Origin of the sequence: Herbiconiux dendrobii (assembly GCF_052048175.1) — a bacterium.
Lineage (GTDB): Bacteria > Actinomycetota > Actinomycetes > Actinomycetales > Microbacteriaceae > Herbiconiux.
Genome location: NZ_JBLZQV010000007.1, coordinates 1 through 15,054, shown reverse-complemented (window position 1 = coordinate 15,054; position 15,054 = coordinate 1). Strand labels below are relative to the sequence as shown.

The 15,054-nt window shown below is 67.8% G+C and carries 14 protein-coding genes; 6 read left to right on the top strand and 8 right to left on the bottom strand.

Annotated features, from left to right (window positions below):
• Window positions 1–156 precede the first annotated feature (156 nt).
• A complete protein-coding gene (locus tag ACN4JJ_RS17975; RefSeq protein WP_440711270.1) occupies window positions 157–1,122 on the bottom strand; it encodes a COX15/CtaA family protein in 966 nt (321 codons plus the stop codon).
• A 10-nt stretch (window positions 1,123–1,132) separates the two neighbouring features.
• Window positions 1,133–2,062: a heme o synthase gene (locus tag ACN4JJ_RS17970; protein WP_291057332.1), complete on the bottom strand. Its 930-nt coding sequence runs from the start codon at window positions 2,060–2,062 to the stop codon at window positions 1,133–1,135.
• Window positions 2,063–2,200: 138 nt separating this feature from the next.
• Between ACN4JJ_RS17970 and tkt the strand changes: the two genes are divergently transcribed.
• The 6 genes from tkt to pgl are packed head-to-tail and all read left to right on the top strand — an operon-like array spanning window position 2,201 to window position 10,403.
• Window positions 2,201–4,303, top strand: coding sequence for a transketolase (gene tkt / locus ACN4JJ_RS17965; RefSeq protein ID WP_440711269.1), 2,103 nt, complete (start codon window positions 2,201–2,203; stop codon window positions 4,301–4,303).
• 29 nt (window positions 4,304–4,332) lie between these two features.
• Window positions 4,333–5,445 carry a transaldolase gene (gene tal, locus ACN4JJ_RS17960; protein WP_440711268.1) on the top strand — a complete coding sequence of 371 codons (1,113 nt, stop codon included), beginning with the start codon at window positions 4,333–4,335 and terminating at the stop codon, window positions 5,443–5,445.
• Entirely contained in the window at window positions 5,442–7,046 is a 1,605-nt protein-coding gene (locus ACN4JJ_RS17955) for a glucose-6-phosphate isomerase (RefSeq protein ID WP_440711267.1), read from the top strand. Before tal ends, ACN4JJ_RS17955 begins: the two co-directional genes overlap by 4 nt.
• 39 nt (window positions 7,047–7,085) lie before the next feature.
• Entirely contained in the window at window positions 7,086–8,627 is a 1,542-nt protein-coding gene (gene zwf / locus ACN4JJ_RS17950) for a glucose-6-phosphate dehydrogenase (protein WP_440711266.1), read from the top strand.
• A complete protein-coding gene (locus tag ACN4JJ_RS17945; protein WP_440711265.1) occupies window positions 8,624–9,598 on the top strand; it encodes a glucose-6-phosphate dehydrogenase assembly protein OpcA in 975 nt (324 codons plus the stop codon). The genes zwf and ACN4JJ_RS17945 overlap by 4 nt, the downstream gene beginning before the upstream one ends.
• A 34-nt stretch (window positions 9,599–9,632) precedes the next feature.
• A complete protein-coding gene (gene pgl / locus ACN4JJ_RS17940) occupies window positions 9,633–10,403 on the top strand; it encodes a 6-phosphogluconolactonase (protein ID WP_440711264.1) in 771 nt (256 codons plus the stop codon).
• A 532-nt stretch (window positions 10,404–10,935) separates the two neighbouring features.
• On the opposite strand, the gene ACN4JJ_RS17935 is transcribed toward pgl, so the two are convergent.
• The 6 genes from ACN4JJ_RS17935 to ACN4JJ_RS17910 form a co-directional block, all read right to left on the bottom strand.
• On the bottom strand, window positions 10,936–11,298 hold the full coding sequence (locus ACN4JJ_RS17935; protein ID WP_291057345.1) for an RNA polymerase-binding protein RbpA: 363 nt from the start codon (window positions 11,296–11,298) through the stop codon (window positions 10,936–10,938).
• A 29-nt stretch (window positions 11,299–11,327) separates the two neighbouring features.
• Window positions 11,328–11,570: a preprotein translocase subunit SecG gene (gene secG / locus ACN4JJ_RS17930; protein ID WP_291057347.1), complete on the bottom strand. Its 243-nt coding sequence runs from the start codon at window positions 11,568–11,570 to the stop codon at window positions 11,328–11,330.
• Window positions 11,571–11,627: 57 nt separating this feature from the next.
• Complete coding sequence (tpiA, locus tag ACN4JJ_RS17925) at window positions 11,628–12,416, bottom strand: triose-phosphate isomerase (RefSeq protein ID WP_440711263.1); 789 nt, start codon at window positions 12,414–12,416, stop codon at window positions 11,628–11,630.
• Window positions 12,407–13,621, bottom strand: a complete 1,215-nt coding sequence (locus ACN4JJ_RS17920) for a phosphoglycerate kinase (RefSeq protein WP_440711262.1) — start codon at window positions 13,619–13,621, stop codon at window positions 12,407–12,409. The genes tpiA and ACN4JJ_RS17920 overlap by 10 nt, the downstream gene beginning before the upstream one ends.
• Before the next feature lie 63 nt (window positions 13,622–13,684).
• Window positions 13,685–14,692 (bottom strand): type I glyceraldehyde-3-phosphate dehydrogenase, encoded by a 1,008-nt coding sequence (gene gap / locus ACN4JJ_RS17915; protein WP_440711261.1) that lies wholly within the window; start codon window positions 14,690–14,692, stop codon window positions 13,685–13,687.
• A gap of 104 nt (window positions 14,693–14,796) precedes the next feature.
• Window positions 14,797–15,054, bottom strand: a 258-nt coding sequence (locus ACN4JJ_RS17910) for a superoxide dismutase (RefSeq protein WP_440711260.1), incomplete at its 5' end; no start/stop codon positions are given.

The window sequence follows — 15,054 nt, the reverse complement described above, 5'->3', positions numbered from 1 at the left end:
CTGCTGCTGACTGCCGTTGGTCCCGCTGCTGCTCATGCACCTGTCGGGTCGTGCACCTGTCGGGGTGAACCGCACAGCCGTCTCCGTCATTCCAGTCTCACAGCGAACTATCTGCCGCGGGGGGATTCTGGGCGGATTGTGTGTCGGGAGGAAACTTCACGCGTGAAGAGCGGGTTCCTGGGTCTCCATTGTATACGTGCTGGGTGCTTTGGGGGCCCAGAGCTGCGGATGCAGATCGTGGAGCACCCGCAGCACCCCGACCCATACCAGGGCCGACCCGAGAAGATGCAGCACGACCATCGATTCCGGCAGGCCGAGAAGGGCCTGGGCGACGCCGAGCGACGCCTGCAGCACGACGACCAGCACGAAGGTGACGGTGCGGCGCAGCGCCAGCCGGGCGCCCGGGATGCGCGCCACGAGAACGAGCAGCAGCACGCCGAGCACGAGGGTGAGGGTGCCCAGGATGCCGTGCACCACCGTCACCTGCTCCCACACGAACGCCATCCGCGGCACCTCGGCGGAGTCGCCGGCGTGCGGGCCCGTGCCGGTCACCAGGGTGCCGACCAGGATGAGCACGGCCGTCACGGCCACGAGCAGCCAGGCGAGGCCGCCCACCCGGCGCGGGATCAGCACCGCGGCCGACTGGCCCCGGTGCGCCCGGTGCCAGGCCAGCGTGGTGGTGGTGAGCAGCCCGACCGCGAGCACGAAGTGCATCGCCACGACCCAGGGGTTGAGCTCGGTGAGAACGGTGACACCGCCGGCCAGGGCGTTCAGCACGACGAGCCAGAACTGCGCCCAGGTGAGGCGGGTCATGCTGCGTTCGCGCGGCTTCTGCAGCCGGGCGGCGACGATGGCCCAGGCCACGGCGGCGATCAGCACCCCGGTGAGCGCCCGGTTGGTGAACTCGATGAACCCGTGGATGCCGAGCTCGGGGGTCGTGGCGAGCGAACCGGTGTCGCAGGCCGGCCAGGTGGGGCAGCCGAGCCCGGATCCGGTCACCCGCACCACACCGCCGGTGACGATGATCAGGATGCTGACGATCAGCGCCGCCGTGGTACCCCAGCGCAGGGCGCGGGGGGTGAGGGTCCAGCGCGAGGCGGCCCAGCCGAGAGGTGTCTTCATCGGGCGATCCTCACAGCGGGAAGATCGTCAGCAGCGGGTCGATCGCCACCGCGAGGAAGATCAGCGTGAGGTAGGTGATCGAGCCGTGAAACACCCGCATCGGCTTGATCGACAGGTCGCGGATCGACCGGCTGTACAGGCGGTGCGACTCGTAGAGGAACCAGCCGCCCGCGATCACGGCCGTGGCCGAGTAGATGAGCCCCATGTGCCCCACCGGGATCAGCAGCAGCGAGCAGGCCACCATGGCCCAGGCGTAGAGCACGATCTGCAGGCCAACGACCACGCGGCCGCGCACCACGGCGAGCATCGGCACACCGGCGGTCTTGTAGTCGGCGCGGTACTTCATCGACAGCGGCCAGTAGTGCGGCGGGGTCCAGAGGAAGATGATGCCGAACAGGATCAGCGCCTCCCAGGAGAGGGAGTTCGTGACGGCCGCCCAGCCGATCAGCACCGGCATGCAGCCGGCGGTGCCGCCCCAGACGATGTTCTGCGGGGTGCGGCGCTTCAGCACGAGCGTGTAGAGCAGCACGTAGATGAGGATGGCGACCAGCGAGAGTGCGGCGGCCAGCAGGTTGGTGAAGACGGCGAGCCAGACGATGGAGAGCACGCCGATCGCCCACGCGAACACCAGCGCCTCACGGTCGCTGAGAACGCCGGTGACCAGCGGACGCTTGGACGTGCGGTCCATCATGCGGTCGATGTCGCGGTCGAAGTAGCAGTTGAACGCGCCCGCGCTGCCGGCCGAGAGGGCGCCGCCGATGAGCGTGGCGAAGACCAGCCACAGATTCGGGATGCCCTGCTGGGCCAGGATCATGACCGGAACGGTCGTCACCAGGAGCAGCTCGATCACCCGGGGTTTGGTCAGCGCGATGTAGGCCTTGACCTTCTCCATCGGGCTGATCCGCCGATGTTCTACCCGGCCGTCAACGGCTACGTCCATTACTCCTCATTACCTGCCCATGGTGAATACAAGGTCGAGTCTATTCGATCGCGACGGGCGGCCCGGCCAGCCTCGATATGATTGACGCGGATCGGTTCCGTCTCTGTGGAACCGCGATCGAGAAGGGTCCAACACCTCGTGGCGACACTCCAATGGGAACCCATTGACGACCAGGCCGTAACCACCGCGAAGCTCCTTGCCGCCGACGCGGTCGAGAAGGTCGGGAACGGCCACCCGGGAACGGCGATCAGCCTCGCTCCCGCCGCCTACCTCCTGTTCCAGAAGGTCATGCGCAAAGACCCCAGCGACCAGCACTGGCTGGGCCGTGACCGCTTCATCCTCTCGGTCGGCCACTCCTCGCTGACCCAGTACATCCAGCTCTACCTGGGCGGCTACGGCCTCGAGCTCGACGACCTCAAGGCGCTGCGCACCTGGGGCTCGCTCACCCCCGGCCACCCGGAGTACGGCCACACCGACGGCGTGGAGATCACCACCGGCCCGCTCGGCCAGGGCCTCGCCTCCTCCGTGGGCTTCGCCTACGCCCAGCGCTTCGAGCGCGGGCTGTTCGACCCCGAGGCCGAGGCGGGCACGAGCCCGTTCGACCACCACACCTACGTGATCGCCGGCGACGGCGACATGCAGGAGGGTGTCACCAGCGAGGCCGCCTCGCTCGCCGGCCACCAGCAGCTCGGCAACCTGATCGCCATCTACGACTCCAACCAGATCTCCATCGAGGACGACACCAACATCGCCTTCACCGAAGACGTGCACGCGCGCTTCGAGGCCTACCACTGGCACGTGCAGGTGGTCGACTGGAAGAAGACGGGCGAGTACGTCGAAGACGTGCAGGCGCTCTACGAGGCGATCGAGGCGGCCAGGGCCGAGACCTCCAAGCCCTCGCTGATCATCCTCAAGACGATCATCGGCTGGCCCTCGCCCAAGAAGCAGAACTCCGGCAAGATCCACGGATCGGCGCTCGGGGCCGACGAGCTCAAGGGCCTCAAGGAGGTTCTCGGGGCCGACCCCGAGCAGAGCTTCGTCGTGGCCGACGAGGTCATCTCGCACACCCGCAAGGCCGTGCAGAAGGGCTCGGAGGAGCGAGCCGAGTGGCAGAAGGGCTTCGACGCCTGGGCCGCCGCCAACCCCGAGAAGAAGCAGCTGCTCGACCGCCTCGAAGCGGGCGAGCTCCCCGAGGGCCTCGAGTCGTCGCTGCCCGCCTTCGAAGGCGGCAAAGAGGTCTCGACCCGCGCGGCATCCGGCAAGGTCATCAACGCCCTCGCCGCCGAGCTGCCCGAGTTCTGGGGCGGATCGGCCGACCTGGCCGAGTCGAACAACACCACCATCGAGTCGGCCGCGTCGTTCGTGCCCTCCGAGCACTCCACCCACGAGTGGACGGGCAACCCCTACGGCCGCGTGCTGCACTTCGGCATCCGCGAGCACGCGATGGGATCGATCCTCAACGGCATCGTGCTGCACGGCAAGACCCGCCCGTTCGGCGGCACCTTCCTCATCTTCAGCGACTACATGCGCCCCGCGGTGCGTCTGGCCGCGCTCATGAAGGTGCCCTCGGTGTTCGTCTGGACCCACGACTCCGTGGCGCTCGGCGAAGACGGCCCCACGCACCAGCCGGTCGAGCAGCTGTGGTCGCTCCGTGCGATCCCCGGGCTCGACGTGGTGCGCCCGGCCGACGCCAACGAGGTGGCCTACGCCTGGCTGACGATCCTCGGCCGCCACCACAACCCGGCCGGCATCGCGCTCACCCGCCAGAACATCCCCACCTACGAGCGGGGCGAGGGCGAGGCATCCGGAGACGTGTTCGCCTCCGCCGCCAACACCGCCAAGGGCGCGTACGTGCTCGCCGAGGCGCCGAACGGCACCCCCGACGTGATCTTCATCGCGACCGGTTCCGAGGTGCAGCTCGCCGTCGAGGCCCGCGAGATCCTGAAGGGCGAGGGCATCAACGCCCGCGTCGTCTCGGCTCCCTCGCTGGAGTGGTTCGAAGAGCAGCCCACCGCCTACAAGGAGTCGGTGCTGCCGGCCTCCGTGAAGGCGCGCGTGTCGATCGAGGCCGGCATCGGTCTCGGCTGGCGCCAGTACGTCGGCGACGCCGGCCGCAGCGTCTCGATCGAGCACTTCGGCGCCTCGGCCGACTACAAGACGCTGTTCCGCGAGTTCGGCATCACCACGGAGGCCGCGGTCGAGGCCGCGAAGACCTCGATCGCCGCCGCCCAGCAGGCCTAGTTCTCACCTATCAAGGAGATAGACGAAAAATGACCGAAGCAACTCCTACCCAGAAACTCTCCGACGTCGGCGTCAGCATCTGGCTCGACGACCTGTCGCGCTCGCGCATCTCGTCGGGCGGCCTGCAGAAGCTGATCGCCGAGAAGAACGTCGTCGGCGTCACCACGAACCCGTCGATCTTCGCCGCGGCCCTCGCCAACGGCGAGTCCTACGCCGAGCAGGTCGCGGTACTGGCCAAGTCGGGCGCGGATGTCACGACCGCCGTGTTCGAGATCACCACCGACGACGTCGCCGCTGCCAGCGACATCTTCAAGCCGATCTACGACGCCACCGGCGGCTTCGACGGCCGGGTCTCGATCGAGGTCGAGCCGGGCCTCGCGCACGACGCCGAGGGCACCATCGCCGAGGCGCAGGCGCTGTACAAGAAGGTCGACCGTGAGAACGTTCTGATCAAGATCCCCGCGACCGTGGAGGGCCTGGAGGCCATCACCGCCACGATCGCAGCCGGCATCTCGGTCAACGTCACGCTGATCTTCTCGCTCGAGCGCTACCGCGATGTGATCAACGCCTACCTGGCCGGTCTGGAGAAGGCCAAGGAGGCGGGCCACGACCTGTCGAAGATCCACTCCGTGGCCTCCTTCTTCGTGTCGCGCGTCGACACCGAGATCGACAAGCGTCTCGAGGCCATCGGCACCGACGAGGCCCTCGCCCTCAAGAGCAAGGCGGGCGTCGCGAACGCCCAGCTCGCCTACGAGGTCTACGAGCAGGCCTTCGCCACCGAGCGTGCGCAGTACCTGCTCGGAGCCGGCGCGAACAAGCAGCGCCCGCTCTGGGCCTCCACCGGCGTGAAAGACCCGAGCGTGCCCGACACCACCTACGTGGTGCAGCTGGCCGCCCCCGAGGTCGTCAACACCATGCCCGAGAAGACGCTCGACGCCACCTTCGACCACGGCGTGGTCACCGGTGACACGATCGCCGGCTCGTACGCCGCCGCGAACAAGGTGCTCGACGCCATCGGCGCCCAGGGCATCTCCTACGCCGAGGTCACCGAGCTGCTCGAGAAGGAGGGCGTCGAGAAGTTCATCGTGTCCTGGAACGAGCTGCTGGAGACGGTGACCACCGCTCTGGAGTCGGCCAAGTGACCGTAGGCATCCACCTCTCCGGTGATGCCAAGAAGGCCGTGCACACGCACGTGCCTCAGCTCGTCGCCGACCTCGTGGCTTCCGGTATCACGGCACAGAACCCCTCGCTGTGGGGCCCTGCCGCCGAGCCGGAGGCCGCGAAGCGGCTGGGCTGGACCGAAGCCGTCTCGATCTCGCGCCCCCTCGTGGCCGAGATCGAGGCGCTCCGCGCCGAGTTCCTGGCGATCGGGATCGACCACTTCGTGCTGGCCGGCATGGGCGGCTCGTCCCTCGCGCCCGAGGTGATCACCCGCACGGCCGGTGTCGAGCTCACCATCCTCGACTCCACCGCGCCGGGGCAGATCGCCTCCGCTCTGGCCGACCGTCTGGAGTCGACGGTGCTCATCGCCTCGTCGAAGTCCGGCGGCACGCTGGAGACCGACAGCCAGCGCCGTGCCTACGAGGCGGCGTTCCGCGCCGCCGACATCGACCCGGCCGGCCGCATCGTCATCGTGACCGACCCGGGTTCGCCGCTTCAGACGCTGGCGACGGATGCGGGCTACCGCACCTTCCTGGCCGACCCCGACGTGGGCGGGCGCTACTCCGCCCTCACGGCGTTCGGCCTGGTTCCCGCGGGCCTCGCGGGTGCCGACATCGGTGAACTGCTCGACGAAGCCGACGCGATCTCGCTCAACCTCGCGGAGGACGGCGACGAGAACTTCGGCCTCATCCTGGGCGCCGCCCTAGCCGGCACCGTCCCGCTGCGGGACAAGACCGGAATCGTGGCCGACGGAACCCACATCGTGGGCTTCGCCGACTGGGCCGAGCAGCTGATCGCCGAATCCACCGGTAAAGACGGCAAGGGACTGCTGCCGATCGTGCTCGACGTCGACTCCCCCGAGATCACCGAGGGCCTGCCCGACGTGCAGATCGTGCGACTGGTCGCGAACGCGAACGAGTTCCACCTGCACGAGAAGCACCCGGGCGAGGTGCTGATCAGCGGCTCCCTCGGCGCCCTGATCCTCACCTGGGAGTACGCGGTCGCGGTGGCCGGGCGTCTGCTCGGCATCGATCCGTTCGACCAGCCCGACGTCGAGTCGGCCAAGGAGGCCGCCCGCGGTCTGCTGGAGAACCGGCCCGAGCCGGTGGCACCCGCCTTCGTGGAGGGCGGCATCGAGGTGCGCGCCTCGACCGAGGCGCTCACCGCATCCGGAACCCTCGCCGGAGCGGTCGACGCCCTGCTCGCGGAACTGCCCGCCGACGGCTACCTGGCGGTCATGGCCTACGTCGACCGTCTCGAGCTGCCGCAGCTGGCCGAGCTCCGCGACCTGCTCGCGGCGCGCTCGCACCGGCCGGTCACCTTCGGCTGGGGCCCGCGCTTCCTGCACTCCACCGGGCAGTACCACAAGGGCGGCCCGGCTACCGGAGTGTTCCTGCAGATCACCGCTGACACCGAGAACGACCTGGCGATCCCGGATCGTCCGTTCACCTTCGGTCAGCTCATCCAGGCCCAGGCCAGTGGCGACGCCACGGTTCTCGCGGAGCACGGTCGACCCGTGCTGCGCCTGAACCTCGGTGACGCCCAGGCCGACGTGTCGACGCTGTTCAGCGCGCTGCGCTGAGCTGCCGCCGAGAACCGACACAAGGAGTTACACGTATCCATGCCTCCCGTTGAGATAACGCCGGAGTACAACCCGCTTCGTCTGCCGACGGATCGCCGCCTCAACCGCATCGCGGGGCCCTCGGGCCTGGTGATCTTCGGTGTGACCGGCGACCTGTCGCGCAAGAAGCTGATGCCCGCGGTCTACGACCTCGCCAGCCGGGGGCTCCTCCCCCCGGGCTTCTCGCTGATCGGCTTCGCCCGCCGTGACTGGGAGGACCAGGACTTCGAGCGGGTCGTGCACGACTCCGTCAAGGAGCACTCGCGCACGCCGTTCGACGAGGACGTGTGGCGCCAGCTCTCCGAAGGCATCCGCTTCGTGTCGGGCGAGTTCGACGACGACAGCGCCTTCGAGCAGCTGAAGACCACGATCGACGAGCTCGACCGCGACCGCGGCACGATGGGCAACTACGCGTTCTACCTGTCGATCCCGCCGAAGGCGTTCCCGCTGGTGACCGAGCAGCTGCGTCGTTCGGGCCTCGCCGACCAGAGCGAGGACCACTGGCGCCGTGTGGTGATCGAGAAGCCCTTCGGCAGCGACCTGAAGACGGCGATCGAGCTGAACGACGTGGTGGAGTCGGTCTTCCCGCCCGACTCGGTGTTCCGCATCGACCACTACCTGGGCAAGGAGACGGTGCAGAACATCCTCGCTCTGCGCTTCGCCAACCAGCTCTACGAACCCATCTGGAACGCCAACTACGTCGACCACGTGCAGATCACGATGGCGGAAGACATCGGCGTGGGCGGCCGGGCCGGTTACTACGACGGCATCGGCGCGGCTCGCGACGTCATCCAGAACCACCTGCTGCAGCTGATGGCGCTGACCGCCATGGAGGAGCCCATCTCGTTCGACGCCGCCGATCTGCGGGCCGAGAAGGAGAAGGTGCTCGCCGCGGTCAAGCTGCCGGAAGACCTGGGCACGGTCACCGCTCGAGGTCAGTACTCGGGTGGCTGGCAGGGTGGCGAGAAGGTGCTCGGCTTCCTCGAGGAAGACGGCATGAACCCGCAGTCCACCACCGAGACCTATGCGGCCGTGAAGCTCGACGTGGGCACCCGCCGCTGGGCGGGCGTGCCGTTCTACCTGCGGGCCGGCAAGCGCCTCGGCCGCCGGGTCACCGAGATCGCGGTCGTGTTCAAGCGCGCTCCGCAGTACCTCTTCGCCGAGAGCCAGACCTCGGAGCTCGGGCAGAACGCCCTGGTCATCCGGGTGCAGCCCGACGAGGGCGTGACGATCCGCTTCGGCTCGAAGGTGCCGGGTGCCGGCGTGCAGGTGCGCGACGTCACCATGGACTTCGGCTACGGCCACGCCTTCACCGAGGCCAGCCCCGAGGCCTACGAGCGCCTCATCCTCGACGTGCTGCTCGGCGATCCGCCGCTGTTCCCGCGCCAGAAGGAGGTCGAACTCTCCTGGAAGATCCTCGACCCGATCGAGGAGTTCTGGACCACCCAGGGCCAGCCCGAGCAGTACCGCCCGGGAACCTGGGGGCCCGACTCCGCCGATGAACTGCTCGCCCGCGACGGAAGAACCTGGAGACGTCCGTGATCGTCGATCTGCCTGACACCACTACGAGCAAGATCTCGAAGTCGCTCGTCAAGATCCGTGAAGAGGGCGGAGCGGTGGCCCTCGGCCGCGTGCTCACCCTCGTCATCGTCACCTCTCTCGGCGAGGAGGAGGATGCCATCGAGGCGGCCAACGACGCCTCGCGCGAGCATCCGATGCGCGTCATCGTGGTCTCCACCGACCAGGAGAACGACGGATCCACCACCGGGCGCGGTGCCCGGCTCGACGCCCAGATCCGGGTCGGCGGCGACGCCGGCGCGAGCGAGGTCATCGTGCTGCGCGCCTACGGAGCGGCCGCGAGCGACCAGGAGGGCCTGGTCACGGGCCTCCTGCTCTCGGATGCGCCGGTCGTCGTCTGGTGGCCGGGAATGGCACCGGAGAACGTCTCGACCTCGAGCCTCGGCCGGATCGCGACCCGTCGCATCACCGACTCGTCGAACCAGTCGAACCCCTACGAAGCGCTGCTCGCCCGGGCCAAGACCTACAAGCCGGGCGACACCGACTTCGCCTGGACCAGGCTCACACTGTGGCGCGCGCAGCTGGCCGCAGTGCTCGATCAGCCGCCCTATGAGCCGGTGACGGCGATCGAGGTCTCCGGCGCATCCGACTCCCCCTCCACCCTGCTGCTCGCGGCCTGGCTGCGTCATCAGCTCAAGGTGCCGGTGGAATACGGGCTCCTCTCGCGGGCGAACGGGTCCAGCGGTATCCACGGCGTGACGCTCACCCGCAGCAGCGGTCCGATCGAACTCGTGCGCGAGGTGCCGAACGTGGCCCGGCTGAGCCAGCCGAACCAGCCCACCCACGACCTCTCGCTGCCCCGCCGCAACCTGCGGGACTGCCTGGCGGAGGAGCTGCGCCGGCTCGACCCGGACGACCTGTATGGTGAGGTCATCTCCCAGGGTCTCGCCGAACTGCTCGAGACGGACGAGGCCCGCGTCCGCGACGCGGAATGACGAGTAACAAGACACATGTGAGGGTAGACACCATATGACGACCGACCGACGCGTGCTCGTGCACCCCGACAAGGAGTCGCTCGCCGGTTCCGTGGCGGCCCGCTTCATCACGAAGGTGATCGACATCCTCGACGAGTACGACGAGGCGCACATCGTGCTGACCGGCGGGACGATGGGCGGCGCCGTGCTCGCGGCGATCCGTTCGTCGGCGGCCTCCGACACCATCGACTGGTCGCGCCTGCACTTCTGGTGGGGCGACGAGCGGTTCGTACCGAAGAAGGACGCCGACCGCAACGACCTGCAGGCCTTCGAAGCGCTGCTGGACCACGTGTCGGTCGATCCGGCCAAGGTGCACGCATTCCCCGCGTCCGACGAGATCGCCGACCTCGACGAGGCCGCGCGCGTCTACGCGGCCCAGCTGGCCGAAGCGGCTCCCGAGGGCGAGGACTACCCCCGTTTCGACATCATGTTCCTCGGGGTCGGGCCCGACGGGCACATCGCCTCGCTCTTCCCCGGGCACGACGAGATCCGCATCACGGATGCCACGGTGGTGCCGGTGCGCAACTCGCCGAAGCCGCCGCCCGAGCGCCTCAGCCTGACGCTGCCGGTCATCCAGTCGGCCGACCGCATCTGGATGGTGCTCGCCGGAGCCGACAAGGCCTCCGCCATCGGTCTGGCCCTCGCCGGAGCCAGCATCGACGAGGTGCCGGTGGCCGGCGCCCAGGGCCGCAAGCGCACGGTGTTCTTCGTCGACCGCGAGGCGGCCGCCGAGGTACCCGAGTCGCTCATCGCGCCCTCGTACTGATCCGGATCTCTTCAGCGAGAGTTCTCAGAAGTCGGCGATAGTCGGCTCGATCGAAGAATATCGCGGGCACGTCGCTGAACTCTGAACCTCCGTCATCCGACTCGGAATCCGACTGCCAGCAGAATTCGCTCCATCTGACAACGCTCCCTTCGAGCCGCACCCGGACAGCGAAGACCCCACAACCCGGATCGGCGCACTGAGAACAGACGTACAGGGCGCTCCTGCCCGAGCGTAGGTTATGCGCGGACGGCTGGCCTTTGAGCGATTCCAGGCCGGACAAACTTGAGACGGCTAACCATCCGTTGCTACGGGGACTCGGAACGTCTGTCGTCCAGCGGGACAGCCACACACTCAGCGGCTGCCCGTCGATGCACCAGTCGAAACAGCCTGCGGGATCGTCGAGCCAGACGAACGAGAGCGCATTCATGATATGCCGAGGATACATCATTTAATTCGACATCAGATGTAACGCCGAAAGGGCAGTCTCACTTCGTTGTGAGACTGCCCTTTCGGGTTTCGGTGAAGAACTGGCCTAGGAGGCGGCGGTTCCGCGACGCGAGCGCAGCTGCTGCAGAGCATCTTCGAGAAGCTGCTCCGCCTCCTGCTCCGTACGGCGCTCCTTCACGTAGGCGAGGTGCGTCTTGTAGGGCTCGAGTTTGGTGACCGAGGGCGGGTTGGCCTTGTCGCGACCGGCCGGCAGCCCCGAGGTGGGGCAGTCGATGGTCTCGGGGATCTCCTCGTCGGGCAGGTTGGCGGCGAAGTAGCGCACCGTCTCGTTGCCCAGCGCGTCCCAGTACGAGACCTGGATCCGTTCCGCGTGGAAACCGCGGTCCTGCTCCCCCATCGGCCCTGCGCCGACACGCGATCCGCGGATCGCGCTTCCTCCTGATGCCATACTGCTTTCCCCTGTCTTGCTCTCTGTGTCTATTCGAACTTCGTGATGAGCCCGAGGACGACGATACTGGCGACCCAGACGAGCCCCAGGATCACGGTGATGCGGTTGAGGTTGCGCTCGGCAACACCGGAAGCCCCCAGGTTCGAGGTGACGCCCCCGCCGAACATGTCGGAGAGACCGCCACCTCGCCCCTTGTGGAGCAGGATGAGAAGGGTCAGCAGCAGGCTCGTGATTCCGAGCACCACCTGAAGGATGACCTGAAGGATTTGCACTGCTTGCCTTTCACATGCGGGAAGATCGGGTCGATCCCCCGAAGACCAGAGGTCAGTCTACACTCCGACGTGCTTCTGGTAGCGCACGATCGCCGCGAACTCGGCGATGTCCAGGCTCGCGCCGCCCACCAGGGCGCCGTCGACGTTGGGCTCGCGCATGAAGCCGGCGATGTTGCCCGACTTCACCGAACCGCCGTACAGGATGCGCGTGGCGGCGGCCGCGTCGGCGCTCAGGTCGTCGGCGATGACGGCGCGGAGGGCGGCGCCCACCGTCTCGGCCTGGTCGGGCGTCGCCGCCTGGCCGGAACCGATCGCCCACACGGGCTCGTAGGCCACCACGATGTCAGCGTCGGCCTTGAGTCCGGCGATCGCCGTCTTCAGCTGGGCCACCGGCACGGCGCTCTGGCCGTGCTTCTCGAGGTCTTCGGCGGTCTCGCCGACGCAGATCACGGGGACGATACCGTTCGCGACCGCGGCCTTGACCTTGGCGGCGACGACCTCGTCCGTCTCCCCGTGCAGGGTGCGACGCTCGGAGTGACCGATGATGACGTACTTGGTGTCGAGCTGCGCCAGGAACTGGCCCGAGATCTCACCGGTGTAGGCACCGGACTCGTGCTCGGAGATGTCCTGACCGCCGTAGGCGAGCTTGAGCTTGTCGGCCGAGACGAGGGTCTGCACCGAACGCAGGTCGGTGAACGGCGGGAAGATCGCCACCTCGACGTCGTCGAAGTCGTGCTTCGCGTCGTCGAGCGACCAGGCGAGCTTCTGGACGAAGGCGATCGCCTGCAGGTGGTCGAGGTTCATCTTCCAGTTGCCGGCGATGAGGGGTGTGCGATTCAGGACCATCCGAGGACCTCCAGGCCGGGGAGACGCTTGCCCTCGAGGAATTCGAGACTGGCACCGCCTCCGGTTGAGATGTGGCCGAACTGCTCGTCGGCGAAACCGAGGGCGCGCACGGCCGCAGCCGAGTCTCCGCCGCCGACGACACCGAGGCCGTCGACCTTCGTGAGTGCTTCCGCCACGGCCTTGGTGCCGGCGGCGAAGGGGGTGAGTTCGAAGACGCCCATCGGACCGTTCCAGAACACGGTCTTGGACGCCTCGATGACCGAGGCGAAGTTCTTCGCGGTCTCCGGGCCGATGTCGAGTCCGAGTCCGGATGCCCCGAACGCGGTCTTCTCGATGGAGTCGGCCGCGGTGACCTCGACCTCCGCGTCGGCACCGAACTTCGAGGCGACGACGACGTCGGTGGGCAGCACGATCGTGACGCCGAGCTCGTCGGCCTTCTCGAGGTAGCCGCGCACGGTGTCGAGCTGGTCTTCTTCGAGAAGGCTCGAGCCCACCTCGTGGCCCTGGGCCTTGAGGAAGGTGAAGAGCATCCCGCCGCCGATCAGCAGCGTGTTGACGCGGGGCAGCAGGTGCCCGATGACGCCGAGCTTGTCGGAGACCTTGGAGCCGCCGAGCACCACGGTGTAGGGGCGCTCGGGGTTCTCGGTGAGCTTGTCGAGCACGTCGAGCTCGGTCTCGATCAGCAGGCCCGCGGCGCTCGGCAGCAGCTCGGCGAGGTCGTAGACACTCGCCTGCTTGCGGTGCACCACGCCGAAGCCGTCGGAGACGAAGGAGTCGCCGAAGGCGGCCAGCTGCTCGGCGAACGCGCGGCGCTCGCCTTCGTCTTTGCTGGTCTCGCCCGGGTTGAAGCGCAGGTTCTCGAGAACCGCGATCTCGCCGTAGCCGAGCCCGGCCACGGCATCCTGAGCGCTCTGGCCCACGGTGTCGCTCGCGAAGGCGACCGGCTTGCCGAGCAGTTCGGACAGGCGCGTCGCCACCGGCTCGAGGGAGTACTTCGCCTCGGGAGCGCCGTCGGGGCGACCGAGGTGGCTGACCACCACGACGCGGGCGCCGGCGTCGAGCAGGCGGTTCAGGGTGGGCAGGCTCGCGCGCACGCGTCCGTCGTCGGTGATGACCCCGTCCTTCACAGGAACGTTGAGGTCGCACCGCACGATGACGCGCGTGCCGGAGAGGGATCCGAGGGAATCCAGTGTTCGAAGCGTCACAGAACTGCTTTCAGTCGAAGGAACGGGCGGCGGAATCATCCGCCGCCCGTCTCAAAGGGGTTCTTACAGCTTCGCTGCGACGTACTCGGTGACGTCGACGAGGCGGTTGGAGTAGCCCCACTCGTTGTCGTACCAGGAGGCGACCTTGACCTGGTTGCCGATGACCTTGGTGAGGCCGGCGTCGAAGATCGAGGAGTGCGGGTCCGACACGATGTCGCTGGAGACGATCGGGTCTTCGGTGTAGCTCAGGATGCCGGCGAGGTCGCCCTCGGCAGCGTTCTTGTACGCCGCGTTGATCTCCTCGACCGTGGCCGGGTTGGTCAGCTCGACGGTGAGGTCGGTGATCGAGCCGGTCGGGACCGGAACGCGCAGCGCGTAGCCGTCGAGCTTGCCGACGAGCTCGGGGATGACCAGGCCCAGGGCCTTGGCGGCACCGGTGGAGGTCGGGATGATGTTCTGCGCGGCGCCACGGGCACGGCGCAGGTCGCTGTGCGGGCCGTCCTGCAGGTTCTGGTCGGCGGTGTAGGCGTGAACCGTGGTCATCAGGCCACGCTCGATGCCGAAGTTGTCCAGCAGCACCTTGGCGAGCGGCGCGAGGCAGTTCGTGGTGCAGGAGGCGTTGGAGATGATGTCGTGGATGGCGGGGTCATAGGTGCCCTCGTTGACGCCGAGAACCAGCGTGGCCACGTCGGAACCGGTGGCGGGAGCCGAGACGATGACCTTCTTGGCGCCGGCGGTGATGTGCGCGCGGGCGTCGTCGGAGGCGGTGAAGCGGCCGGTCGACTCGATCACGATGTCGACGCCCAGCTCGCCCCAGGGGAGGTCGGCGGGGTTGCGCTCGGCGAGCACGATGATCGGCTTGCCGTTGACGACGATCTTGTCGCCGTCGAGCTCTACCTTGGCGTCGAGACGGCCCGTGATGGAGTCGTACTTGAGGAGGTGGGCCAGTGCCTTGTTGTCGGTCAGGTCGTTGACCGCGACGATCTCGAGGTCACTTCCCTTCGCGAGGGCGGCACGGAAGAAGTTGCGACCGATGCGGCCGAAGCCGTTGATTCCGATCTTTACAGACACAGATTGCTCCTGTTGCTGGGGCCCGGGACGGGCATTTGTGGTGGGTAGCTGTGGAGAGGGATGCCGGGACCGGAATCACACTCGGACACCGGCATCCCGTATGCCTACGAGAGTACCAGCAGGCCTTCGGTCTTGGTGGTGGCTGCGGTGAGGCGGGCGGCGACGTTGGACCAGTTGGCGATGTTCCAGACGGCCTTGATGTAGTCGGCTCGCACGTTGAGGTAGTCGAGGTAGTAGGCGTGCTCCCAGACGTCGAGCATGAAGAGGGGGACGACGCCGAAGGGGATGTTGCCCTGCTGGTCGAAGAGCTGGAACACGGTGAGGTTTCCGCCGATGACGTCGTAGCCGAGCACGGCCCAGCC